20 protein-coding genes are annotated in these 24,314 nt (G+C 73.0%); 10 read left to right on the plus strand and 10 right to left on the minus strand.

Features of this window, described 5'->3' with window-relative positions; genetic code table 11:
- The first annotated feature begins 10 nt into the window (after positions 1–10).
- The 3 genes from GA0070562_RS02810 to GA0070562_RS02820 all read left to right on the plus strand — a co-directional run bounded on the left by GA0070562_RS02810 (position 11) and on the right by GA0070562_RS02820 (position 4,221).
- Complete coding sequence (locus tag GA0070562_RS02810) at positions 11–1,543, plus strand: NADH-quinone oxidoreductase subunit M (protein ID WP_091414538.1); 1,533 nt, start codon at positions 11–13, stop codon at positions 1,541–1,543.
- Entirely contained in the window at positions 1,540–3,093 is a 1,554-nt protein-coding gene (nuoN, locus tag GA0070562_RS02815; RefSeq protein WP_091414540.1) for an NADH-quinone oxidoreductase subunit NuoN, read from the plus strand. Before GA0070562_RS02810 ends, nuoN begins: the two co-directional genes overlap by 4 nt.
- A gap of 87 nt (positions 3,094–3,180) precedes the next feature.
- Positions 3,181–4,221, plus strand: coding sequence for a polyprenyl synthetase family protein (locus tag GA0070562_RS02820; RefSeq protein WP_091414542.1), 1,041 nt, complete (start codon positions 3,181–3,183; stop codon positions 4,219–4,221).
- Between the two features lie 202 nt (positions 4,222–4,423).
- Here GA0070562_RS02820 and GA0070562_RS02825 read toward each other — a convergent pair whose 3' ends face one another.
- Positions 4,424–5,614 (minus strand): MFS transporter, encoded by a 1,191-nt coding sequence (locus tag GA0070562_RS02825; protein WP_091416089.1) that lies wholly within the window; start codon positions 5,612–5,614, stop codon positions 4,424–4,426.
- A gap of 153 nt (positions 5,615–5,767) precedes the next feature.
- Here GA0070562_RS02825 and GA0070562_RS02830 point away from each other — a divergent pair, with 153 nt between their 5' ends.
- Entirely contained in the window at positions 5,768–6,550 is a 783-nt protein-coding gene (locus GA0070562_RS02830; protein ID WP_091414544.1) for an IclR family transcriptional regulator, read from the plus strand.
- 118 nt (positions 6,551–6,668) lie between these two features.
- Here the strand turns inward: GA0070562_RS02830 and GA0070562_RS02835 are convergent, their stop codons facing one another.
- A complete protein-coding gene (locus tag GA0070562_RS02835) occupies positions 6,669–8,795 on the minus strand; it encodes a PhoX family protein (RefSeq protein ID WP_091414545.1) in 2,127 nt (708 codons plus the stop codon).
- Positions 8,796–8,964: 169 nt separating this feature from the next.
- Between GA0070562_RS02835 and GA0070562_RS02840 the strand changes: the two genes are divergently transcribed.
- Both GA0070562_RS02840 and GA0070562_RS02845 read left to right on the plus strand, forming a co-directional pair.
- The gene (locus tag GA0070562_RS02840; protein ID WP_013283619.1) at positions 8,965–9,534 is read left to right on the plus strand and encodes a sigma-70 family RNA polymerase sigma factor; all 570 of its coding nucleotides are present in this window, start codon (positions 8,965–8,967) and stop codon (positions 9,532–9,534) included.
- Positions 9,531–10,220 (plus strand): anti-sigma factor family protein, encoded by a 690-nt coding sequence (locus GA0070562_RS02845; protein WP_091414547.1) that lies wholly within the window; start codon positions 9,531–9,533, stop codon positions 10,218–10,220. Before GA0070562_RS02840 ends, GA0070562_RS02845 begins: the two co-directional genes overlap by 4 nt.
- A gap of 93 nt (positions 10,221–10,313) precedes the next feature.
- Here the strand turns inward: GA0070562_RS02845 and rarD are convergent, their stop codons facing one another.
- The 4 genes from rarD to eccE all read right to left on the minus strand — a co-directional run bounded on the left by rarD (position 10,314) and on the right by eccE (position 14,074).
- A complete protein-coding gene (gene rarD / locus GA0070562_RS02850; RefSeq protein ID WP_091414549.1) occupies positions 10,314–11,237 on the minus strand; it encodes an EamA family transporter RarD in 924 nt (307 codons plus the stop codon).
- Positions 11,234–11,722, minus strand: coding sequence for a GNAT family N-acetyltransferase (locus GA0070562_RS02855; RefSeq protein WP_091414552.1), 489 nt, complete (start codon positions 11,720–11,722; stop codon positions 11,234–11,236). The genes rarD and GA0070562_RS02855 overlap by 4 nt, the downstream gene beginning before the upstream one ends.
- 104 nt (positions 11,723–11,826) lie before the next feature.
- Complete coding sequence (locus tag GA0070562_RS02860; protein WP_013283623.1) at positions 11,827–12,213, minus strand: phage holin family protein; 387 nt, start codon at positions 12,211–12,213, stop codon at positions 11,827–11,829.
- A 58-nt stretch (positions 12,214–12,271) separates the two neighbouring features.
- Complete coding sequence (gene eccE, locus GA0070562_RS02865) at positions 12,272–14,074, minus strand: type VII secretion protein EccE (protein ID WP_091414554.1); 1,803 nt, start codon at positions 14,072–14,074, stop codon at positions 12,272–12,274.
- 244 nt (positions 14,075–14,318) lie between these two features.
- On the opposite strand from eccE, the gene GA0070562_RS02870 reads away from it, so the two are divergent.
- Complete coding sequence (locus tag GA0070562_RS02870; RefSeq protein ID WP_091414556.1) at positions 14,319–14,636, plus strand: WXG100 family type VII secretion target; 318 nt, start codon at positions 14,319–14,321, stop codon at positions 14,634–14,636.
- A gap of 20 nt (positions 14,637–14,656) precedes the next feature.
- A complete protein-coding gene (locus tag GA0070562_RS02875) occupies positions 14,657–14,950 on the plus strand; it encodes a WXG100 family type VII secretion target (RefSeq protein ID WP_091414558.1) in 294 nt (97 codons plus the stop codon).
- 61 nt (positions 14,951–15,011) lie between these two features.
- Here GA0070562_RS02875 and mycP read toward each other — a convergent pair whose 3' ends face one another.
- Positions 15,012–16,226, minus strand: coding sequence for a type VII secretion-associated serine protease mycosin (mycP, locus tag GA0070562_RS02880; RefSeq protein ID WP_091414560.1), 1,215 nt, complete (start codon positions 16,224–16,226; stop codon positions 15,012–15,014).
- 152 nt (positions 16,227–16,378) lie between these two features.
- Between mycP and GA0070562_RS02885 the strand changes: the two genes are divergently transcribed.
- Both GA0070562_RS02885 and GA0070562_RS02890 read left to right on the plus strand, forming a co-directional pair.
- A complete protein-coding gene (locus tag GA0070562_RS02885) occupies positions 16,379–19,792 on the plus strand; it encodes an SseB family protein (protein ID WP_091416091.1) in 3,414 nt (1,137 codons plus the stop codon).
- Entirely contained in the window at positions 19,789–20,154 is a 366-nt protein-coding gene (locus GA0070562_RS02890; RefSeq protein ID WP_091414562.1) for a hypothetical protein, read from the plus strand. The genes GA0070562_RS02885 and GA0070562_RS02890 overlap by 4 nt, the downstream gene beginning before the upstream one ends.
- Before the next feature lies 1 nt (position 20,155).
- Here GA0070562_RS02890 and GA0070562_RS02895 read toward each other — a convergent pair whose 3' ends face one another.
- From GA0070562_RS02895 to GA0070562_RS02905, 3 genes are all read right to left on the minus strand, one after another.
- On the minus strand, positions 20,156–21,088 hold the full coding sequence (locus tag GA0070562_RS02895) for an alpha/beta fold hydrolase (protein WP_091414564.1): 933 nt from the start codon (positions 21,086–21,088) through the stop codon (positions 20,156–20,158).
- A 130-nt stretch (positions 21,089–21,218) separates the two neighbouring features.
- Positions 21,219–21,560, minus strand: a complete 342-nt coding sequence (locus GA0070562_RS02900; protein WP_091414566.1) for a hypothetical protein — start codon at positions 21,558–21,560, stop codon at positions 21,219–21,221.
- Between the two features lie 175 nt (positions 21,561–21,735).
- Positions 21,736–24,138: an immune inhibitor A domain-containing protein gene (locus tag GA0070562_RS02905; RefSeq protein WP_091414568.1), complete on the minus strand. Its 2,403-nt coding sequence runs from the start codon at positions 24,136–24,138 to the stop codon at positions 21,736–21,738.
- Between the last annotated feature and the right edge of the window lie 176 nt (positions 24,139–24,314).

Genomic DNA, 24,314 nt, shown 5'->3' on the forward strand with positions numbered 1-24,314 from the left:
AGGCCGAATAATGTCCAACTTCCCGTTCCTCTCGGTGCTGACCGTGGCGCCGCTGGTCGGCGCCCTGGTGGTGGCACTGCTGCCCCGCAGCCGCCCGGACCTGGCCAAGCTGGTCGCGTTCGGCTGGTCGCTGCTGGTGCTGGTGCTGTCGGTGGTGATGTGGTTCGCCTTCTCCGCCGGTGGTGACCGGTTCCAGTTCCGCGAGTCGTACCCGTGGATCCCGAACTGGGGCGTGAACTTCACCTTCGAGGTGGACGGCATCGCGCTGGTCATGCTGATGCTGATCGCGATCCTGGTGCCGCTGGTGATCCTGGCGTCCTGGCACGACGCCGAGGCGTCGAGGCGCTCGGTGCCCGCGTACTTCGCGCTGCTGCTCGTCCTCGAGTGCACGATGATCGGCGTCTTCGCCGCCGCCGACGTCTTCCTGTTCTACGTGTTCTTCGAGGTCATGCTGGTGCCGATGTACTTCCTGATCGGCAGCTACGGCGGCCACCAGCGGCAGTACGCGGCGGTGAAGTTCTTCCTCTACTCGCTGGTCGGCGGTCTGTTCATGCTGGCCGCGGTGATCGGCCTCTGGGTGGTCGGCGGCAAGACCTTCGACTGGCAGGCGCTGAGCCAGGCCGAGTTCGCCACCGACACGGCCCGCTGGCTGTTCCTCGGGTTCTTCGTCGCCTTCGCGATCAAGGCGCCGTTCTTCCCGTTCCACACCTGGCTGCCGGACGCCGGTGGCGCCGCCCCGGCCGGCGCCGCCGCGCTGCTGGTCGGCGTGCTGGACAAGGTCGGCACGTTCGGCATCCTGCGTTACTGCCTCCCGCTGTTCCCGGAGGCGTCGCGCTGGTTCGCGCCGTGGGCGTTGGCGCTCGGCGTCATCGGCATCATCTACGCCGCGCTGCTGGCGGTCGGCCAGAACGACCTGAAGCGCCTGGTGTCGTACACCTCGATCGCGCACTTCGGGTTCATCGGCGTCGGCATCTTCGCGTTCACCACCCAGGCCGGCACCGGCGCGGTGCTGTACATGCTCAACCACGGCCTGGCCACCGGCCTGCTGTTCCTGGTGGTCGGCATGCTGATCGCCCGGCGCGGCTCGGCGCTGATCAGCGACTTCGGCGGCGCGGGCAAGCTGGTGCCGGTGCTCGCCGGTGTGCTCTTCTTCGCCGGTCTCGCCTCACTGGCGCTGCCCGGCACCGCGCCGTTCGTCTCCGAGTTCCTGGTGCTGATCGGCACGTTCACCGTCAACAAGCCGGTCGCGGTGATCGCCACGCTCGGCATCATCCTGGCGGCGGCGTACGTGCTGTGGATGGTGCAGCGCACCACGCAGGGCACGCTGAACCCGGCGCTGACCGAGGTCGAGGGCATGCGCCGGGACCTCACGCTGCGCGAGAAGGTCGTCGTCGCGCCGCTGATCGCGCTGATCGTGCTGCTCGGCTTCTATCCCAAGCCGGTCACCGATGTCATCAACCCCGCCGTCCAGGCGACCATGCAGGACGTCGGCAAGTCCGATCCCGCCCCTGAGGTCGGCAGCGTCCAGGAGGCCGCGAAGTGAGTGAACTGAGGCTGCCGTCGATCGACTACGCGGCACTCGCTCCCATCCTGATCATGCTGGGCGCGGCGCTGCTCGGGGTCCTGGTCGAGGCGTTCGTGCCGCGCCGTCTGCGCAACGCGGTGCAACTCGGGCTCGCCCTGGTGGCGATGCTCGCCGCGATCGTCATGGTGATCCTCAACGCCGACGACCGGCTGATCACCATCGGCGGCGCCATCGCGATCGACGGCCCGACGCTGTTCCTCCAGGGCGCCATCCTGGTGCTCGCAGTGATGGCGCTGCTGCTCGTCGGCGATCGCACGGTGGAGCGGGGCGGCGCCTTCGTGGCGCACGCCGCTGTCACCGCCGAGTCGGCGGAGGACCGGCGGCAGGCCGAGGGCGTCGGTGGCGCCACCGAGGTCTACCCGCTGATGTCGTTCGCGATCGGCGGCATGCTGATCTTCGTGGCGGCGAACGACCTGCTGACCATGTTCGTCGCGCTGGAGGTCTTCTCGCTGCCGCTCTACCTGCTCTGCGCGCTGGCCCGCCGCCGGCGTCTGCTGAGCCAGGAGGCGGCGCTGAAGTACTTCATGCTCGGCGCGTACGCCTCGGCTTTCTTCCTGTTCGGTGTCGCCCTGATCTACGGCTTCACCTCCGGGATCCCGGGCCGCACGGCGGGCGTCGACTTCGCCACCGTGCACGCCGCGGTCACCGAGTCGCCGTCCAGCCCGGTGCTGCTGTTCGCCGGCATGGCGCTGCTCGCCATCGGCCTGCTGTTCAAGGCCGCCGCCGCGCCGTTCCACGTCTGGACGCCGGACGTCTACCAGGGCGCTCCGACCCCGATCACCGGCTTCATGGCGGCCTGCACCAAGGTCGCCGCGTTCGGGGCGCTGCTGCGCGTCTTCCACGTCGCGTTCGCCGGGGCCTCCTGGGACTTCACCCCGGTGCTCGGCGCGATCGCGGTGCTGACGATGCTGGTCGGCGCGGTGCTGGCGGTCACCCAGACCGACATCAAGCGCCTGCTGGCGTACTCGTCGATCGCGAACGCCGGTTACCTGCTCGTCGGTGTGCTGGCGCCGAGCCGTGAAGGGCTCTCCGGCACCATGTTCTACCTGGCCGCGTACGGCTTCTCGGTGCTCGCCGCGTTCGCAGTGGTGACGCTCGTGCGCGACGCCGACGGGGAGGCGACCCACCTGTCCCGCTGGGCCGGGTTGGGCCGCCGCTCTCCGTTCTTCGCGGCGATCTTCACGTTCATCCTGCTGGCCTTCGCCGGTATCCCGCTGACCAGCGGCTTCACCAGCAAGTTCGCGGTCTTCGGTCCCGCCCTGGAGGCGAACCAGGCGTGGCTGGTGATCGCGGGCGTGCTGACCAGCATGGTGCTGGCCTTCCCGTACCTGCGGGTCGTGGTGATGATGTGGCTCTCCGAGCCGGGCGAGTCCACCCCGACGGTGACCGTGCCGGGGGCGCTCACCTCGGCCGCGCTGGTCATCGGCGTGCTCGCCACGCTGGTCCTCGGCGTGGTGCCCGGCCCGCTGCTCGACCTGACGACCGGTGCCGCCGAATTCGTCAGATGACAGAGGTGATCCCACCGGGGGCCGGTACGCCGTGGCGTGCCGGCCCCCGGCGTATCCCCCTCGACGAGCAGGTCGAACGGGTGTGGCATGGTTGAGGACGTGGCGAACCCGGCTGGCGAGCGTTCAGGTCAGTTCGGCGCGCTCGGCCTGCACCTCGCCGACCCGCGCGTCGAAGCCTCAGTGCTGGGCGTGCTCGACCGGGTCGAGGTGAGCCTGCGGGCGAGCGTGGCCAGCGCCGACCCGCTGGTGACCGAGGCGTCCCGGCACCTGGTCGAGGCCGGCGGCAAGCGGTTCCGCCCGCTGCTGGTGGCGCTGGGCGCCCAGTTCGGTGACCCGGACGCCGACCAGGTCGTCCCCGCCGCCGTGGTGATGGAACTCACCCACCTGGCGACGCTCTACCACGACGACGTGATGGACGAGGCCGCAGTGCGGCGTGGCGCCCCGAGCGCCAACTCCCGCTGGACCAACTCCGTCGCCATCCTGGTCGGCGACTACCTCTTCGCCCGCGCCGCCGACATCGCCGCCGACCTGGGCCCCGAAGCCGTACGCCTGCAGGCGCGCACGTTCGCCCGGCTGGTGCACGGCCAGATCGCCGAGACGGTCGGCCCGCGCGACACGGACCCGGTCGCGCACTACCTGCACGTCATCGCCGAGAAGACCGGCTCGCTCATCGCCACGTCGGCCCGCTTCGGCGGCATGTTCGGCGGCGCGTCACCCGAGCACGTCGAGGCCCTGGCGGAGTACGGCGAGATCATCGGCGTCGCGTTCCAACTCTCCGACGACCTGCTGGACATCGCCAGCGAGTCGGTCCAGTCCGGCAAGACGCCCGGCACCGACCTGCGCGAGGGCGTGCCCACCCTGCCGGTGCTCTACGCGATGGCCTCCGACGACGCGGACGCGGCGAGCGTACGGCTGCGCGAGATCCTGGCCACCGGCCCGCTGGTGGACGACACGCTGCACGCCGAGGCGCTGGGCCTGCTGCGGGAGTCCCCGGCGCTCAAGCGCGCGCGGGAGACGGTACGCAGCTACGCCGAGGACGCACGGGCCCGGCTGGCCCCGCTTCCCGAGGGTCCGGCGCGTCGCGCACTGGAGTCCCTCTGCGACTACATCGCCGACCGCACCAGCTGACCCACCCTTCACCGCACCCCGCCTGCCGCTCCGGCGCCCCGGCGCCCTGTCGCTCCGTCGCTCCGTCGCTCCGTCGATCCGTCGATCATGAAGTTGACGGTCGCCCACCCCGGCGTGTCGCACCACTAACTTCATGATCGCCGGGCCGAGGCCGAGGCCGGGCCGGGCCGGGCGCGGGGTGGGACGGGCGCGAGGTGTGGGGTCAGGCGGGGGCGAGAGGGCTGCGTAGGAGGCGGGCGCCCAGCAGCATCAGCAGGGCGGCCAGGAGCATCGCCGCGGCGGCCGTCAGCCACATCGCCGGGTACCCGGCCGCGCCAGCCAGCGCGCCCAGGCCGAGCGGTCCGAGGCAGCCGCCCGCGTACACGCCGGTCTGGGTGATCGAGGTGGCGGCGGCCGGCGCCTGTGGGTGGAGCCGGACCACGGCGAAGTTCATCAGCCCGGGCCAGGCCCAGCCGAGACCGAAGCCGAGCACAACGCCCGCGATCAGCGGCGCCGAGCCGCTCACCGCGAGCAGGATCAGGCCGATCGAGCCGGTCAGCAGCATCCCGGCGATCAGTCCGACGTGCCCGCTGGTGCGCCGGTCGGCCAGCCAGCCGAGGCCCACCCGGGCGAGCACGCACACCACGCTGCCCAGGGTCAGCGTCAGTCCGGCCAGGCCGGGGGAGAGCCCTCGCGCCGCCGACGAGTCGACCAGGAACGTGCCGAGGGCGTTCGCCGCGGCCGCCGCGAGCGTCGCGGCCAGCCCGATCACCACGAGCGGGCCGGTGCCGCCGTTGCGGCGGCCGGAGGCGGTCCGGGCCCGCCGGTCCTGTCCGGCCCGGGGTACGGCCGGCAGCACGGCGAGCGCGGCCACGGCGGCAGCCACGAAGGCCCAGCGCCAGCCGGCGGTGAGCGCGACTGTGGGTACCGCCAGACCGGCCAGCAGCGTGGCGGCCGGTACGGCGGCCTGCTTCACGCCGAACGAGAGGCCCTGCCGGTGGGCGGGTACGTGCTCGGCGAGCGCGGCGTTGCTGGCGAGCTGCCCGAGGGCGTTGGCGGCGGCGCTGAGGGCCAGCAGCGCCACCAGGACCGGGTACGACCGGGCCAGCCCGGCCACTGCGACCAGCGAGGCGGCAGCGAGGAGGATGGCGGCCCGGGCGACCGGGGCCGGGCCGAAGCGCTCGACCAGGGCGCCGGAGGGCACCGAGGCGAGCGCGCTCACGCCGAAGTAGATCGAGACGGCCAGGCCCAGACCGGCCGGGCTGAAACGGAGTTCGTCCGCGAGCTGTACGGCGAGACCGCCGACCAGGAAGACGGGCAGGACGCACACGATCGTGGTGAGGGTGGCGCCGGCGCCCACGGAGACGGCGTGTCGGGCCTTCGGCGGGTCGGTTCGCGAAACAGTTTCGGTCATCGCGAGCACACCTTACGCCGGAACGTTTTGGCTGCTCATCGTGTCCGTCGGCACACGGTCTGTGTCCGGTCTTCTGGCATCCTCCATCCGAACAGGCATTTCGCACTCGGCCGGTTTTTCATATGGTGTAAGTCCCCGGCGGCGGAGGTGGTTGTGCGCGACCCCTTGGCGGAACCTTCGGACCTGATCCGTAGTGTGTCTCGCGCGCTTCGAGTGCTCGAGTCGGTCGGCCGTGCGCCGAGAGGGCTCACCGTGAAGCAGATCGCCCGGCGCTGCGAGCTGACCGTCGCCACCACCTACCACCTGGTGCGCACGCTCGCGTACGAGGGCTACGTGATCCGGCGCGAGGACGGGACGTACATCGTGGGGTTGGAGGTGGCCGACCGCTACCGCGAGCTGGTCACCGCGTTCCGGGGGCCGCCGGCGGTGGGCGAGGCGCTGCGCCGCGCGGCGACCGACACCGGCTGGAGCCACTACCTCGGCCGTTTCGTCGGCGGTCAGGTGGCGGTGACCGCGTCCGCCGAAGGGCCGCGCTCGCCCTACATGGAAGACCTGGTGCCGGGCTTCGACGAGGGCGCGCACGCCACCGCGCTGGGCAAGAGCCTGCTCGCCACGCTCACCACCGAACAGCGCTTCCGCTACCTGCGCGAGTACGGCATGCGCCCGTTCACCACAGCCACCCTCACCACCGTCGAGGCGTTCGAGGCGGACCTGGCCGCCGGTGACCGGCGCGGCATGCAGCTGGAACTCGGGCAGTTCCGGCAGGGCGTGGCGTGCGCGGCGGTGCTCGTCACCCCGGACAAGGACATCGAGCGCCGGGTGGTGCTGGCGTGCGCGCTGCCGGCCGGCGAGATGATGACCTCGGCCCGGGTGGTCCGCGCCAAGCTGCTCACCGCCGCGCGCGCCGTCGCCGACGGGATCGCCTCGGAGAACTGACGAGCCGCGCGCGCCGTCGCGGACGGGATCGCCTCGGAGAACTGACGAAGGGCCGCCGGCCCGGTGTGTCGACGGCCCCTCGCGGAGCGGTCCAGCGCCGGACCGCCCCCGGGGTGTGTCAGCTACCGACCGGGCCGCCGTCGAGGCGCCAGGTGACCACCACGCCGGGCTTGGCGAAGTCGCCGTCCGGCCAGGTGGAGGCCGGGTTCTCCACCGATGCGCCGGTGACCTCGCCCGGGTGCTGCACCGCCACGAAGACCGAACGGTTGTCACCGGTGATGAACGGGCCGCAGGTCTCCGCGCCGAGCGGCACGGTGAGGAACTGCTTCAGGTGGCCCCGCTCCGGACCCTCGACGGCCGTGGCGAACAGGCCGTCGTTGCTGCCGAGCGCGTTGCCGTCGGTCGAGATCCACAGGTTGCCGGTGGCGTCGAAGGCGACGTTGTCCGGGCAGGAGATCGGCGAGACCTTCGTCTTGTCGTACCCGGCGAAGTAGGTGGAGGCGTCGGCCGGGTCGCCGCAGACGATCGGCAGCGACCAGGTGAAGGTCTCGCCGGTGTTGTCGCCGCGGTCCTCGACCAGCTCCAGGATCTGCCCGTGCTTGTTGCTGTTGCGCGGGTTCGCCTCGTCGGCGGGCGCCTTGCCGGCCTTGCCGCGGTCGCTGTTGTTCGTCAGCGCCACGTAGACCTTGCCGGTGAGCAGACTCGGCTCGACGTCCTCGGGCCGGTCCATCTTCGTCGCGCCGACCTTGTCCCCGGCCAGCCGGGTGAACGTGAGCACGTCCGCGGCGGTCATGCCGTCGACGTACGAGCGGTTGCCGCTGGCCAGCTTGATCCAGCGGCCCCGGCCGCCGAAGCCGCCGTCGGCCGGGAGCGTGCCGGAACCGTCGATCTCGGCGGCCGGGCTGTCGCCCTCGATCTTCGCGACGTAGAGCGTGCCCGACTCCAGCAGCGTCAGGTTGTGCCGCCGGGCCACCGAGGACTTCCCCGGCATGAACTTCTTGTCCGAGACGAACTTGTAGAGGTAGTCGAAGCGCTCGTCGTCGCCCATGTACGCGACCACCCGGCCGTTGCGCGCCACGATGACGTTCGCGCCCTCGTGCTTGAACCGGCCCAGCGCGGTGTGCTTGCGCGGCTTGGCCTGCGGGTCGAACGGGTCGATCTCGACGATCCAGCCGAACCGGTTCGCCTCGTTGGGGTGCCGGGCCAGGTCGAACCGCTCGTCCGCCCGCTCCCACTTGCGGCTGCCGCTCGGGTGACGCACGTCGGTCGGGATGCCGTACCGGGCCAGCCTCGGCTTCTGCTCCTCCGGCGCGCCGTCGCCGCCGACGAAGTACTGGTTGAAGTTCTCCTCGCCGGAGAGCACCGTGCCCCACGGGGTGACGCCACCGGCGCAGTTGTTGAGCGTGCCGATCACGGTCCGGCCCTTCGGGTCGGCGGCGGTACGCAGCCACGCCGAGCCGGCGGCCGGGCCGGTCAGCTCGAACTTCGTCGCGAGCGCCGTGACCCGGCGGTTGTACTCCCGCCGGCCACGCCGTACCGGCCGCCACTGCCCGGTGTTCTCCACCCGCTCCAGCTCCACCACTGACATGCCGTGCGCGGCCATCGCCACCCGCACCTGCTCGACCGTGAGCGCGTCCTGGCCGGTGAAGCCGGGAAACATCAGGTCCTCGTTGGTGTACTCGTGGTTCACCACGAGCAGCGCGCGCCGCCGGTCGATGGGCAGCACGCCGACGAAGTCGTTGTTGTAGCCGAACTGCTTGGACTGGGCGGCGGCGGTCTGCCGGCCCAGGTCGAAGGCGGGCGCGCCGGGCACGACCTCGTCGCCCCAGCGGATCACGACGGAGTGGTCGTACCCGTTCGGGACCACGAGGGTGTCGAGCTTGTTCGGCGGGATCGGCTTGAACGTCAGCGCGCCGCCGCCCGGGCGGCCCGCCCCGGCGGGGGACACCTCGCCGCCGCCGGGCACGGGCGGGGCGGCGGGCGCGGCGGCGGCCGGCGCGGCGCCGGCGAGCGCGCCCACGGCGGCGCCGCCGAAGCCGAGCACCAGCGCGCCGACCGCGCCGGCCCGGACCACGCCGCGCCGGGAGATCTCGGTGTCGACCACGTCCCCGAAGTACGGGTTGTCGGTCGGGTTCGGCACCGGGTGGTCACACGCGTTGCCGCACCGGTACAGACAGGTCATCGCGTCGCGGCTGCCGTGGCGGGTGCCACCCAGCAGCGGAAGCAGGCGAGGCCGGTCGCTCATGTGGTGGAGCCTCCTGATTTCGATGTCGGAAGGCGCGCGGGTGATCGGCTCGCGCGCTCACCCGCCGGACGCTGCCAGGGCACGGTGAGCGGCGATCGGCCCGGACCTGAACCGGACGTGAACAGCTCCGCGTTGACCTGCGGCTGAACCGTTCGGCGTCACGGCACGTATGGAAGGGCGAACGCATCGCCGGTTTCCCCGCCGCCGGAAGCGAGGTACCGCCATCAGTGACCACGACGCCCAACTGCTGCGCGCGCTGCACGACGAGCATGCCGACGCGCTGTACGCGCACGCCCTGCGGCTGGTCAACGGCGATCGGCCCCGGGCCGAGGATCTCGTGCAGGAGACGCTGCTGCGCGCCTGGCGGCACCCCGAGTCGCTGGATCCGCGACGCGGCTCGGTACGCGCCTGGCTGTTCACCACCGCGCGGAACCTCGCCATCGACGCCTGGCGGCGGCGCTCGGCCCGGGTCGGCGAGGTGTACACGGACGAACTGCCGGAGACCGCCGAGACGGTCGACGAGACCGAGCGCGCGGTGGAGGCGTGGACGGTCGCCGAGGCGCTCAACCGGCTCAGCCCGACCCACCGGGAGGTGCTGGTCGAGTGCTTCTACCAGGGGCGTTCGGTGGCGGAGGCGGCGGCGCGGCTGGGCGTACCACCGGGCACGGTGAAGTCGCGTACCCACTACGCGCTGCGCTCACTACGGTTGGCGCTGGCCGAGATGGGGGTGACCGGGTGACACGCTGCGAGTTCGCGCACGACGACGGGGCGTACGTGCTCGGCGCTCTCGCCCCGGCGGACCGGGTCGCCTACGAGCGGCACCTGGCCGGGTGTGCGCAGTGCCGGGAGGCGGTGGCCGAGATCGCCGTGCTGCCCGGCCTGCTGGGGCGGCTCGACCCGGCCGGGCTGGAGCAGTTCCTGGAGGTCGGGCCGGAGACGTCGCGGGTGCCCGCGCTGCTCGACGCCGCGCGCGAGCGCAAGCGCCGCGACCGGTCCCGCTCCCGCCGACGGTACGCGCTGACAGCGCTCGCCGCCGCCGCGCTCGCGGTGCTCGCGGGCGTCGGGGTGGCGCTCGTGCAGCCGTCCGCCGAGCCGTCCAAGCCACCGGTGGCGCTGGCCTCCATGCGGCCGGTGGCCGGGACGGTGCCGGTGCACGCCGAAGTGGGGCTGACCGAGACGCCGTGGGGCACCGAGGTCACCATGCACTGTGGCTACGACAGGCGGGCCGGGCACCGGGAGGCGTACACGTTCCGGCTGGTCGCGCACGGCCCGGACGGCGCGACGGAGCAGATCGGCTCCTGGCTCGCCGCGCCCGGCGACGACCTGCGCTTCTCCGGCGTCACCCGCTTCACCAAGGGCGAGCTGGTCCGCCTGGAGTTGCTCCGAGGCACAAACGCCCCCGTCCTGGCCTACGACCTCCGCTGACCCCGCCCTCCCGCCCGCTCTCCCCGTTGATCTTGCACTATCGGCCCTCGGCGCGGGCGGTTCGCCCCTTTCGCCGGGGCAGCAAGTGCAAGATCAGCGAGACGGGGTGGGGACGGGGGTGGGGGTGCGGGCGGCTACGCGGGCGCGGTGGGAGTGGCGCAGGGCGTCGGCGGTGAAGACGACCAGGGCGAGCCAGACCAGGGCGAAGCCGGCCAGCCGGGCCGGCGGCATCGGCTCGTGGAAGATCAGCACGCCGCAGCCGAGCTGGAGGATCGGCGCGAGGTACTGCAGCATGCCGACAGTGGACAGCGGCAGCCGGTTAGCCGCCCCGGCGAACAGCAGCAGCGGGATCGCGGTGGCGGCGCCGGCGAGCACCAGCAGCGCGGTGTGCCCGGCCGAGACGTGCCCGAACGTCGAGTCGCCGCGCGCCGACAGCCACCCCAGGTACGCCAGCGCGGGCAGCGCCAGCACCGCCGACTCGACGAACAGCCCCTCCGTGGCGGGCAGCGCGAGCTGCTTCTTGACCAGGCCGTACCCGGCGAAGCTGAACGCCAGCGTGAGCGCCAGCCAGGGCAGGCGGCCGTAGTCGACGGTGAGTACCGCGACCGCGAGCGCGCCGACGCCGAGTGCCGCCCACTGTGCCCGGCGCAGCCGTTCCCGCAGCACCAGCACGCCGAACAGCACCGACACCAGCGGGTTGATGAAGTAGCCGAGCGCCGTCTCCACCACCCGGTCGGAGTTGACGCCGTAGATGTACGTGCCCCAGTTGACAGCGATCAGCGCGGCGGCGAGCCCGATGCCGGCGAGCGCCCGGGGTCGCCGGGCCAGCTTGCGCAGGAAGCCGGCGTGCCGCGTGGCGGCCAGCAGCAACGCCACGAACGCCACCGACCAGAGGATCCGGTGCGCGAGGATCTCCACCGGCCCGGCCGGGCGCAGCAGCTTCAGGTAGATCGGGAAGAAACCCCAGATCAGGTACGCGCCGACGCCGTACAGGTAGCCGAGCCGGAGCTGGTTCACCGCTCCACCGTAAGTGGTGGATCGCTCCCCTGGTCCTTATCGGTGACCGGCGTCACCCGCTGATCCAGCTCCATCCACCGATCCGGCGCGACCGGCCGGAAGCCGATCTTCGCGTAGACCCCGTGGGCGTCGAGCGTGGCCAGCAGGATCCGGCGTACGCCCAGCTCGCCCAGGTGGTCGCGGACCGCGCCGGCCAGCCAGGTGCCCAGCCCGCGACCCCGCTCGGCCGGGTCCACGTACACGTCGCAGAGCCAGGCGAACGTGGTTCCGTCGGTGACCACCCGCGCGACGGCCACCTGCCGCCCGTCACCCGGCCGGTAGACGCCGAAGCCGATCGAGCCGGCGAAGGCGCGCGCCACCGTCTCCCGCTCCCGCCCCAGCGCCCAGTACGCGTCGGTGGCGAGCCAGACGTGCACCAGGTCCAGGTCGATCCGGTCCGGGTCGGTGCTGATCTCGTAGCCGTCCGCGCGGGTCAGGGTGAACACGCGGCCGAGGCTAGTACCACCGCCCGGCCCTCTCGCCAGCCAATTCCCTACTGCTGGCCTGGCGGCCCCGGCCGGCCGCCACGGTGGCCGGCCGGGGCCCGGTGTCAGTCGCGGTCGAGAACGGCGCCGAGGATCCAGGTGACGATGCCGACGAAGAGCGCGCCCAGCACCGCCTCCGGCCAGAACCCGTCCACGTGGAAGGGCAGTCCGGCCTCACCGGCGATCCAGCTGGTGAGCAGGAAGAGCAGGCCGTTCACCACGAGCGCGATCAGGCCGAGGGTCAGCAGGTAGAAGCCGCACCCCACGGTCTTGATGATCGGCTGGAGCACCGCGTTCACCACGCCGAAGATGACCGCGACGAGCACCAGCGTGATCACCGTCTCGGTGGCCGAGTCGGAGTCGAGCGAAATGCCCGGGATGAGCAGGGTGGCGAGCCAGAACGCCACCGCCGTCGAACCCACGCGAATCAAAAGACCCTTCAGGAAATCCATGGCCGGGATCGTGCCACGGCCGTACCACCAGGGGAAGTCGCGCGGCGGCGCGCGGCCGTCAGTGCCGGGCCGGGCGACCGACCAGTTGCGACTCGACAGGTGTGGGCGAGAGCAGCGCCCAGCGCAGGGCCCGTCGGTTGACCACCGCCACCATGTCGTCGCGGATCCGCGTCAGCCACTCCGCGGAGTCGCCCAGGCCCAGCGCCGCGCCCGCGAGGGCGGCCTCGTCCGGGTCGAGCGGCTGGAGGATCGCCAGGTCGGCGCGGGCCAGCGCGGGCGTGTCGGCCGGGGTCAGCTCGTCGCGGACCACCAGGACCGACTGCCAGGCGGCCGCCGGTCCGGCCTCCGGCGGCACCGGGCCGGCGTCCACCACGACCAGCAGCGGGCGCAGCGGCGAACCGGGCGCGCCACCGACCGGACGACCGGGCGGAAGCAGCGGTACGCCGCCGCCGACCGTCCCGACACCCCGCACGAACGGTTCCCAGAACCGAGGGCGGCCGGTCTGCACCACCACGCGCGCGCCGAGCGCCAGCGCCCGCAGCACGAGCAGTTGCGCCGCGGGCACGCCGCCGACGAGCAGCACCCGGGTCGTAGCCGGCCGGAACAGGCGCACCGTGAGCGCGGCGCCGTGCCGGTTCGCGCCCACCATCAGGCCGGCAGCGGCCGGGGGCAGGTCCAGCGCGGGCGGAGGCGACCCGGCCGGGAACGCGCCCCCGGCGCTCGCCGCCAACGGCAGCGTGGCGGCCAACCCGGCCAGGTGCTCACCGTCGAGCCGGCGCAACTCGCCGCCGGCGTCACCGGCGACCCGGCGCAGCGTGCGTTCCGCCGTCGACAGCTCGGCCGTGGTCCCGGCCGCCACCCGTACCGCCAGCTCGCCTGGGACCGGCGCCGTGCCGGTGCGCGGGCCGACTGTGAGCGCGACGGTGGTAGCGGTGGCCGGCAGCGCGAGCAGCCGGCCCACCAGCCCTCGCGCCGCCTCGCCACGCGCATCCGGCCACCGGCCCAGCCGCCAGGTGGCCTGTGTGAGGCCACCGACGGTGAGCAGCGGCCAGGTCTCCCGCACCGGGGCGCCGGGCTCGTGGTGGGCCAGTTCGGCGATCACCCGCAGCGCCGCGTCGCCGCCGAGCGGCCGTGCGGTGAGCGGGCCGAGCCGGCGGACGAGCCGGCGCAGGGTGCCGGACAGTGCCCGTAGCAGATCCTCATCCGGCCAGCCGTCGGCGCGCAGCACCTGGACGGCCAGCACCACGCGCGCCCGCCCGGCCAGCCGCCCGTCGGTGAGCTGGCGGTACGACGTCCCGGCCGGACCGCCGGCCACAGCGGGCGCCGGTGCGGGGGATGACGAGAACACCAGTTGCAGCCGGATCGCGGGCGCCTCCGGACCGGTCGGGGGAAGCAGGTCGAACGGCGTGGTCAGCTCGTGCGCGTGGTCGCCGAGCAGGTCGTCCGGGTCGCCCAGCTCCAGCAGCGCGGTCAGTCCGGCGGCGTCGTGCAGCACGGCCGCCCCGCCGGACGCCTCCGTCGCGCCGACCACCGCGCCCGGCCGGAGCAGCTCCAGAAGCGCCGCCGGGTCGGCCGCCGCCGGCAGGGCGCGCCGCCGGGTCAGGTACGCGGCGGCGGTGACGAGCCATTCGTGGAGCCAGCGGCCGCGCACCCGCACCCACGCGGCGGGCAGCAGCAGGGCCGCCGAGAGCAGCGCGACGGCAGTCGGCACGACACCCCGCCCGGCGGCCGCGATCAGCACAGCCGCCGCGACCTGGGTCGCCACGATCTGGCCGGCGCGCAGCCGCGCGGTCGGACGGCTCGTCCACTGTGGGGCGACGACCGCGACGCACGCGGACCGCTCGGACGTGCTCGCCGTCACCGCACCTCCTCGCCGAGCCTCCGCGTGACGCTGCCGTGGCTCATCGTAATGGCCGAGTTGTCCACAGGGGAGCCCGAAGGGGTAGCAGAACCGGAGTCGGACGGCTACCGTCAGCGACGAAAACGTCGAGTTGCGTGTCCGCCGCCGCCAGGCTTCCCCCTCCATCGGCCCCGGACCCCGCCGACGAGTCCACGGTGGTCACACGGTGGCCAGCCACGACCGAGGAGACGAGGTGACGTCCGGGATGTCCCAGACCCAGGCAGAAGCCGCGGTGATGCAGCAGACCGCCGCGAAGTTCGAGCAGGTCGACCAGTCGCTCCAGACCATGCTCAGCGGCCTGATGGCCGAGCTGGAGGTGTTGCAGCAGGCCTGGCGGGGCGCCGGTGGGCGCTCGTTCGCGCAGGTCAAGCAGCAGTGGGCGCAGGACCAGGCCGCCCTTCACCGGGCGCTGCGCGAGACCGCCACCGCGATCCGCACCGCGGGCCGGCAGTACGACGTCTCCGACACCGAGGCCGCCGGCCGGGTGGCGGGCACCAACCGCGGCATCCAGCTGCCGCTCTGACAACCGGAAGGATCGAAACCATGGAGCACGGTGTGCTGGTCGTCAACTTCGCCGCCCTGCAACAGGCGGGCGCCGACATCCAACGTGCGCTGTCCACGCTGGAGAGTCAGCTCGGTCAGCTCGAACGCGACGCCGCTCCGCTGGTGGCCGGCTGGAACGGCGAGGCCCGCGAGGCGTACGAGGTGCGGCAGTCCCGGTGGCGGGCCGCCTCCCAGGATCTCCAGGCGATGCTGCGTGACATCAAGCTCGCGGTGGCGGACTCCGCCACCGACTACCTCGACACCGAGAAGCGCAACGCCAACCTGTTCCAGTGAACCGACGCCGCGCGGCCCGGGCAGGTGACCCGGGCCGCGCGGCGCCGCACGTGGCCGGCAGTCATCTCGGAGCTGCCGGATCAGCCGCCCGCCATCGCCTGCGCGCACCGCGCGGCAGCACCAGGGCGAGCGCCGCCACGAGTGCCACCGTCCCGCCCGCGACGGCGGCGGCCAGGAGCGCCCGGTCCCGGGCCGTGTCCCGGCGGGACTGGCGGGCCAGCGCGGCCGGATCGGGCCGGTCGGCGGGAAGCGCCGCGCCCGGCCGGGTACGGGAATCGGTCGCGCCGGCCGCCTCGGTCACCGCCCGGTACGGGTTGAGCACCCCCGCGCCGTAGCCCGCGTCCCGACCCGGCGCCGGGTCGGCGGCAGCCACGATCCGACCGGCCACCTCGTCCGCGCTCAGCCGCGGCCGGTACTGGCGCAGCAACGCCGCCGTACCCGCGACGAACGGAGTGGCATAGCTGGTCCCCTCCGCCCGCTGGTGTCCCGACCGGGGCGCCGCCATCAGCACCTCGCTACCCGGGGCGACCACGTCCACGTACGAGCCGGTCTGGGAGAACGCCGAGCGCGTCCCGTCCCGCCCGATCGCGCCGACGCCGATCACCCCGTCGTACGCCGCCGGATAGGGCCGGGGATCACCGTTGTCGTGCAGGTTCCCGGCGGCGGCCACCACGACCACGTCCCGGCGCACCGCGTAGGCGACGGCGGCTCGTACGGCCGGGTCGTCCGTGTACAGCACCACCGAGAGGTTCAGCACGTCGGCGTCGTGGTCCACGGCCCAGCGGATGGCCCGGGCGAACCCGGCCGCGTCGACCGTACGCCCCGACTCCCGACCCTCGACCACCTGCTGCTCGCTCACCCGTACCGGCAGGATGCGTGCGTCCGGCGCGACGCCGCGGAATGCGACGCCGGGCTGCGGCGCGGCGGCGATGATGCTCGCCACCCCGGTGCCGTGGCCGGCGCAGTCCCGGGTGCCGTCCCCGCCCCGGTCGAGGAAGTCGGCGCCGTCGAGAACCCGGCCGGCCAGCTGCGGGTGGGACCGGTCCACTCCAGAGTCGACGACCGCGACCACGATCCCGGCTCCCGTCGCGAGCGGGGTGAGCCGGTCCGGGGCGTACCGCTGCTGCGGCCACGGCTGGTCGGCCACCGGCCGGGCCGGCGCGGGCGGCGAGGCGCAGCCGGCGGGCGCGCGAGCCGCCGCGGGGGCGGCCGGAACCGCTGTGGCGAGGAGCGTCGCCAGGGCGGCCACGGCGGGGTACGCGACTGGCCGATACATCGACGACCTCCGTAACGTGTCGGCTCCGGAACGGGATGTTAGCGGCTCGCTCACCTCGGGGCCGACCGTCGATGGCCAGAAGTCCTGATCTTGCTGCCACCTTGTAGGTTGTAGGCGATGCCTGTGGCCTGTTCGCGGAAGGAGAGGTGGCCGTGACCGGATGGGAGCCGGCCACCGAGGCCGAGGTGGCGATGCGGGATGCGCTGCGCGCGCAGGACCAGCAGCAGTACTTCCGGGCGCTGACTCGCGTCGATCTCTTGCTTCCGGTCGCGAGCGGACCGACCGCCGGGTGGGGCACCTGGACCTCCGGGGGCCGCACCCACGTGCTGGCCTTCACCTCCGTCGCCGCGCTGCGCGCGAGCCTGGGGGAGAACGCGGGGCCCACCCGCCGCGTCGCCTACCCGGATCTGGCGGCCGGCTGGCCCAACCCCGAGTGGTGGTTGGCGGTCAATCCCGGCCTGCCGATCGAGGGCTACCTGCCCGCCTGGTACGTGGCTCAGCTCTCCCGGGGCGACGTCCGGCTTCCCGGCCGCACCATGGGCGCCCGCGCCCGGCTGGAACGGGTGGAGAACGCCACCCGGGGAGCCCGGAACGCGGTGCCCGAGGCGGCCCCCCGCCCGCCGGCCGTTCCCGTCCCGCCGGCTGCCGTCGCGCCGGCATCGGTGCCCACTGCCGTCGTTCCGCCGCCGGCCGCTGTTCCGCCTCCCGTCGTGCCGCCTCCCGCTGTGCCGCCTCCGGTCGTGCCTCCGGTCGCCGGCGCGTCCGGCCGGGACGAGCGGCTGATGAAGGACGAGCGCCTGATGAAGAACGACGAGCCGCCGACGGTGCCGATGCGGGCCGCTTCGGTCCTGGGCCGGCGGCTGCCCACCGTGCCGCCCCGCCGCCGGGCGTCGGACAGCGACGTCCCGAGCCGGAGCGCCTCCGGCGCCGAGGCGGAAACGGACGCCCTCGACGGCTGGCTCACCGACCTGCGCCGCCGCCCGGACGAGCCGGACCCGTTCGCCACCGCCCCGGCGGCACCTGCCGACGAGGCGCCGGCGGCCTCCGCGCCGCCACCGTCCCGCTCCTTCTTCGAACCCTCGTCCGGTGGCCGCTCGGCCCGGCGCCCGTCGCCGCTGGACCCGTCGCGCCGGGCCGGCGACCGGGCCATGCCGCCGACCCGGTTCGCCGGCGGGCAGCCGTTTCCGCGCCGACGGCCGCTGAACGAGCCGGTACGCGAGGGCCCGACCCACGCCTTCCCGACCCGGACGGACGAGCCGTCGCCGGTGCCCCGGTCGGAGGAGGCGACCCAGGCGTTCCGGCCGACCCGCCCGCCCGAGGACGCCACCGAGGCGCTGCCCCGGCGGCACGCGGGACCGGCCACTGCGGCGGACGCCGGATCCGCTACCGCCGCCGGGCAGGCCACTGCTGACGGGTGGGGGGCCGCGCCGGGCAACGCCGAGGGCGAGACCGCGCGGTGGGAGACGATCGACGAGCCGGTGGAGGAGCTGCCTCCGTCGATCGCCGAACCGGTCTCCGCGCCGCCCGCGTCACGCCGCGACTTCACACCCATCGTCATCGAGGGCACCGTCATCGAGGCCCGCGACCTGACCGAGCCCGCGCCGTTCTGGTCCGCGCAGCAGGTCGGTCCGGTGCGCGCGGAACCGGCCGAGGGCGCGGCCACGCCGTGGGCCGGCACCACCGACCCGACCGTGTCGCTCTCCGCGGACCCGCCGGCCGCCGACGACACGGTGAACCCCGCCGAGCCGACGCCGGCCCATACCCGGGCCACCGGCGCGACGGACCGGGGTACGCCGCCCGACGAGCCGACCGTGTCGTTCGCGTCGTCATCCGAGCCCACGACGTCGCTGTTCGGGCCGCCGGCCCCGGCAGCCGAGGCCACCGCGCCGCTGTTGACGCCGTCGGCGTCGGCCGAGCCTACGGTCTCGTTGTTCGACCGGGTGCCGACCGGGCCGACCGCGCCGCCGGCCGGCCTGGGTGAGGCCGAGCCGACCGTGTCGCTCGCGTCGTCATCCGAGCCCACGACGTCGCTGTTCGAGCCGCCGACTCCCGCGGCGGACGCCACCGCGCCGCTGTTCACGCCGTCGACGTCGGCCGAGCCGACGGTCTCGTTGTTCGATCCGGCACCGACCGAGTCGCCCGCGCCGGTGGCCGGCCCGGTCGAGGCTGAGCCGGCAGTTTCTGCCTCCGACCGGGCATCGGCTGAGTCGACCGCGCCGCTGTCCGGTCCGGTTGGGGCCGAGCCGACTGTCTCGTTGTTCGATCGGGTGTCGACCGAGCCGACCGCGCCGCTCTCCGGGCCTACCGAGGCCGAGCCGACGGTCTCGCTGTTCGATCCGGTACCGGCTGAGCCGACCGCGCCGCTGTTCGACCCGGCACCGGCTGAGCCGACCGTCTCGCTGTCGAACCCCGTGTCGGCGGAGCAGCCGACCGTGTCCCTCTTCGCGCCGGCGACCGGCGACGAACCGGTCACCGCGTCGCTGTTCGCGCGCGGCGAGCCGACCGTGGCGCTGTCCACGCCGGCGTCGACGGCACCGGACACCGCGACCCCCGCCACGACAGCCGGTCCGCCGGCCGGCCACGGATCGACCACCACGAGCGGGCCCGCCGAATTCGTACCGGCGAACGACGTCGAGGAGGACCTGCTGGCCGCCGCGGGCAGCGGCAGCACCGACGGCTTCCTCACCACCCTGCTGCTGGCCCGGGTGCTGCTGCCCGTCGCGCCCGACTCGGTCGCCGGCAGCCGGCCGGGCGACCCCGGCTTCGTCTGGCACGCCGATCAGGTCGACGGCGAGAGGTGCGTTTCGGTCTACACCTCGCCGGAACGCCTGGCCGAACACACCGAGAGTCAGGTCGAGACGGTACGGGTCAAGTTCGTCCAGCTCATCCGCAGGTGGCCGGACGTGGCCTGGTCGTTCCGGGTCAACCCGGGCAGCCCGGTCGGCGCGACGTACCCGGGGGAGCAGGTCCTCGCGCTCGCCAACTGGGCGGCCGAGGTGGGCCTCGGTGACGACCCGGAGCCGGCCGCCGCGCCGCAGCAGGCGGAACGACAGCGCACGGAGGCGCCCACGATCGCCGCGAACCGGCCGGTCGCCATGCAGAAGGCGATCGCGGCGAGCCAGCTCGCGTACTACCTGGAGCGTGGCTACGACCGGGTCTCCGGATTCGTGCACCGGGCCGGGGAACTGGGGCACCTGCGTACCCCGGCGGAGCTGTACCGGGCGCTCGGCCTCGGCCACCCGGGGTCGCCGTTCTCCCCCGACGACGAGGAGATCTACCTGCTGCGCTGGCCCGCCTACCGGCCGAGCCTCTACCGGATCCCGTACGGCGGCCCGAACGAGGCGGCGATGCGGGCGATGGAGGGCTGGGTGATCGAGCGGCCCCCGTTCCGCGGCAACGGCTTCGCGCCGGGGGAGAGCAGCGATGTGATCGCCGAGTTCAAGGTGGACAGCGCCCGGCTCCCGCACGGTGCCGAGCTGTGGCGGGTCGGCGCGGACGGTGACAGCAAGCTGGTCGCGGTCCTGGACACCGACGAGCTGCTGTGGCGGAAGGCGGGCGAGGCGTGACCCGGGACGGCTACGTGGCCCGCTGGCGGGGACGGGAGTACCACGCCAGCCCTGACGGGGACGACATCCGCCTCTACCAGCCCGGACCGGGCGAGGGCTTCACCGAGGTACGCCCCGGCCGGTACGTCCGGGTGGTGCCGGCCGCCGAGGTCGACGATCTGGCGTACGTGCGGACCACCTGCACCTGGCAGGGGCAGCCGTTCATCGTGCTGGCCGAGCACGAGGGCTGGCTGCGGCTGGAGTACACCGGTGGGCGCTGGCCGGTGGCCGAGGCGATGGGGCTGGAGGCGTTCGACTTCGGCGTCTACCAGGGCTGGGCGCCCGCGGCCGAGGTGGCCGACCTGGGCGAGCAGCGGGTCTGAGTCAGGACTTCGCCCAGCGCAGGATCTCGCCGAGCACCACGTCCCGCGCCTCCACGTGCGGGAAGTGCCCCACGTCGTCGAGTAGTCGCCACTCGTACGGGGCGGTGACGTAGCGGCCGGAGCCCTGGGCGGTACGGGGGAGCGAGGCGCGGTCGAGTGCGCCGTGCAGTTGCAGGGTCGGCGTGACCAGCGGCTTCTGCATCAGCTTCACGAAGCGGTAGCCGTGCAGCCGCAGCACCGAGCGGAACGCCCAGCGGTAGCCCTCCATCGCGCAGAATGCGGCCTGCGGGATCTGCATCGCCACCCGGCAGCAGTGGGCGTAGTCGGCGAAGTCGGGGCCGGACACCCAGCGCGGGCCGCCCCACCGGCGCAGGATCTCCTCCACCTCGGCGGCGTCGTCCCGGGCCAGGACGTGCTCGTAGCGGGGGAGCTGGAACTTCAGCGTCGCGGTGGCCGAGGCGAACTGGCCGCGCGGGTCGGCGAAGATGGCCGCCCGCAGCCGCAGCGGGTGCGGCGCGCCGAGCACCACGAGCCGCCGGACCAGCGTCGGATGGAAGGAGGCGGCGGTCCAGCCGATGAGCCCGCCCGCGCCGGTGCCGACGACAGTGGCCGACCGCTCACCGAGTGCCCGGATCAGGCCGGCGACGTCGGCGGCGAGCGTGTAGCCGTCGTACCCCCGGGGTGGCTTGTCGCTCGCGCCGTAACCGCGCAGGTCGACCGCGACCGCGCGGAAGCCCGCGTCGGCGACCGCCGGCAGCATCTCGTGCCAGGCGTACCAGTGTTCGGGGAAGCCGTGCAGGAAGAGCACCATCGGGCCGGTGCCCGCCTCGACGACGTGGAACCGGCTGCCGTTGGCGCCGACGAACCGGTGCGTCCACGGCCCCTCGGGCAGGACGCAGGAGTCGTCGACGGGTCCGCCGCGCTGGTCGGTCATGGGGCACAGCCTAGGGCCGCCGGTCACCCACCGGCCCCCGCAGGTGACGAGGATCAGGGATTTCTCCGGGCGGTCACCCGGAACCGCGCAGCCGGGTACCGCGTTCGCGTGAGGGCGCCGCTACCGCATGTCACTCTTCGATGATCCGCATCGGGATGCCGGGTCCGCAGTCGACGGAGCGGTCCCGCGCGGTGAGCCGCAACGTGACCAGATCGCCCTTGCGCAGCTCACCGGCGTTCGGGCCGTACACCGCGTACTCCGTGCCGTTCTCGTCCATCAGCCCGTAGCACGGCCCGGACCCGCCCCGGGTGATCCAGCCGGCGACGACGCCGGTGGGCCGGTTGTCGGTGGGCCTCTTCGGCGGGCCGGCAGGCCGCCGAAGCGTCGGCAGGTCGGTGGCGGACAGCGGCGCGGGACGATCGGCGGGTGCGCCCGCGCCGCTCACGGCCGGCTGCTGGTGGTCGTCGGACACGGATCCTCCGTCTCGGCCGCGACCGCGCCGGCCGGCAGCGGTTCGCGAGAGGGCCGGCAGCATGGTGCGGGGCGTCACCCGGATGGGACGCGGGTGAGGGCCGGCGGGTTCCCCGGAAAGGGCGATGCCCGGGCGGTTCACCGCCCGGGCATCGCGTGGTGCGTCGATCAGTGGATCAGGAGAAGCGGACCTTCAGCGAGGTGCCGTTCTGCTCCAGAACCTTGATCTTGGTGCCGGTCGCCGGGAGCTTGACGCCGTGGTTCGGCAGCTCCGGGTACCAGTACTGCTTGGTGTCGTCGAACAGCGGCTGCGCCGCCTGGCCGCGGATGTACTGCGGCTGGCTGTTGACGTGCAGCGTGAACGAGTCGGCCTTCTTCAGGCTGAACGGCGCGTCGTAGACCTGGACGCGGGCCCGCCAGGGCGCCCCGGTCAGGTTGTAGATCGGCCGCGGGTGCGCGTCGATGATCATGTTCCGGCCTTCACCCGGGTGCGCGAACGTGTCGTTGTCCGCGAACCGGAGGTTCCAGTAGGAGATCAGCAGACCCTCCTGGTACGCGTAGTGGTCCACGTAGTCCGGGCGGGTGTTCGCGTAGCCGAAGAAGTACGGGCCGGTCTTGAGGTACTTGTCGTACGAGACGTACGACCGGTTGCCGGCGATGTAGTAGTTGTCGAACTTACGGGTGTAGGTCTCCTCGACGATGCTGAAACCGCTGAGGGTCCAGCCGTTCGCACCGGCCTCGGCGCCGTCGGTGAGGAGCGTCTGGCCGTCGGCGGTCACGGTGACCGCGTCACCGTAGAAGCCGCCCTCGGAGACACCGCCGTCCGTCTGGTAGCGGAGCCGGAACTGCACGACCTTGCCGGCGACCGCGTCCATCGGGATGTTGACGTCGACCCACTCGTTGTTGCTGGAGCCGTCCAGGGCGTAGCGCCCGGGGGAGATCTCCTTCAGCGGGGTGCCGTTGGCCGTACCGGGCAGCGAGGCCCAGGTCTGGCCACCGTCGGTGGACGCCTCGAAGAAGAGGTAGTCGTAGTCCGCCTCGATGCTGTAGCGACCCTTCATCGACAGCGCGGCGCTGGTCTTCCCGGTGAGGTCGACAGTGCGCGTCATCGTGTTGTTCAGGTCGTCGTCGTTGCCCGAGAAGAACTGCTTCGTGCCCTCGAACGGCTTGCCGTTCTGGAACGTGTACTCCCGCTGCGGCAGCACCACCACGGCGCCCTGGGCCTTCTTGGAGTTGTACTCCTGCGGGCCCAGTTCCAGGGTGCGCTTCTGACCGGCCACGATGACCTCGTAGTCGAGCCAGCCGAGCTGGAGCTTGTTCCACGCGCCGAGGTCGCCGCCGCGCTCGCCGATGCCACCGTCGTTCTTGGCACCGAGCCGGCTCTGGGCCATCAGGGTCCAGTGCTCGTTGTTGTTGTCCCCACCACTGACGACGTTGTAGTCGTCCGGCAGACCGAGGTCGTGGCCGTACTCGTGGTAGAAGACGCTCCGGCCACCGTTCTCCGGCTGGATCGTGTAGTCACCGATCCAGACGCCGGTGTTGCCGATCTGGGTGCCGCCGGCCGGGAAGTTCTCCGGGCCGGTGTTGCCCTGGTCGCTGGCGAAGGCGTACCACCGGTGGCTCCAGATGGCGTCCTCACCCTGGTACGGGTCACCGTCGGCCTCGTCACCGCCGGCGTGGACGATCTGGAAGTGGTCGATGTAGCCGTCCGGCTCGTTGAAGTCGCCGTCGCCGTCGAAGTCGTACCGGTCCCACTCGTCCATCGCCTTGACGTCCGCGGCGATCTCCGCGTCGGAGCGGCCCTGCGCCTTCTGGTCGGCGACCCACTGGTTGGCGGCGTCGCGGACCAGCGCCCACGTGTTGGTGCAGACGTTCGAGGCGCACGGGTAGCCGCCGGAGCGGCCGTAGCGGGCCTCGTTGTACTGCACCTTCACCCAGTTGGTGACCTCGCCGTCGACGCTGTACCGACCCGAGGACTGGGCCTCGTAGTACTGCTTCAGCGACTCGTCGCCCGGGTTGGTGCCGAAGTACAGCTGCCGGAAGTGGTCGGCGCTGTAGTCCGCCTGCCACACCGTGGAGTTGTCCACCGCACGGTTGGGCTGGGGGATCTGGTTGCGGAGCGGACCGTCGAACCGGGTCGGGCCCGGGGTGTCCGGGTCGGTGTCCTGGTCCGGGTAGTTCGGGTGCCGCTCGTCGCCGAACTCCGCGAGGATGACGAAGATCTTGTCGGTCCGCTCGCGGGAGAGTTCGACGTACTGGTCCTTGGTCGGACCCTTGCCTGCCTTGGTGCTCTTGGCTGCCTTGCCCGCCGCGGGACCGGCGACAGCCTGCTCGCCGACCTTGACGACCTTGCTGCCGTTGATCTTCTGGGCCTTCGCCCTGCCGGACAGGACCTCGCTGAGGCCCTCCTGGCGCAGCGCGCGCCGCTTCTCCTCCAGCGGGTTGGGCAGGTCGTGCTCAGCCTGCGCAGGCTCGGCCACCGACGGAGCGGCGGCCGGCAGCTTCGGCGTCGGCGCGGCACTGGCGGACGTGCCTGCCATCAGCCCCGTCGCGGTCAGCGAAAGCCCGAGCAGACCCACTGCGACTTTGCGCACGTGGTACCTCCGGTGTGAGGGAACCGGCCCAACTGGGGGTACGGGCCGGTGGAACGTCCCACTAGTGGGACCAAAGGTGAACATAGACACTGCTGCGACCGGTGGGAAGATGCGTGCGTCGATTTGTAGCAACTTTTTGTTGAGAATGCTTTTCACCGTCA

Origin of the sequence: Micromonospora tulbaghiae (genome assembly GCF_900091605.1) — a bacterium.
GTDB classification, from domain to species: domain Bacteria; phylum Actinomycetota; class Actinomycetes; order Mycobacteriales; family Micromonosporaceae; genus Micromonospora; species Micromonospora tulbaghiae.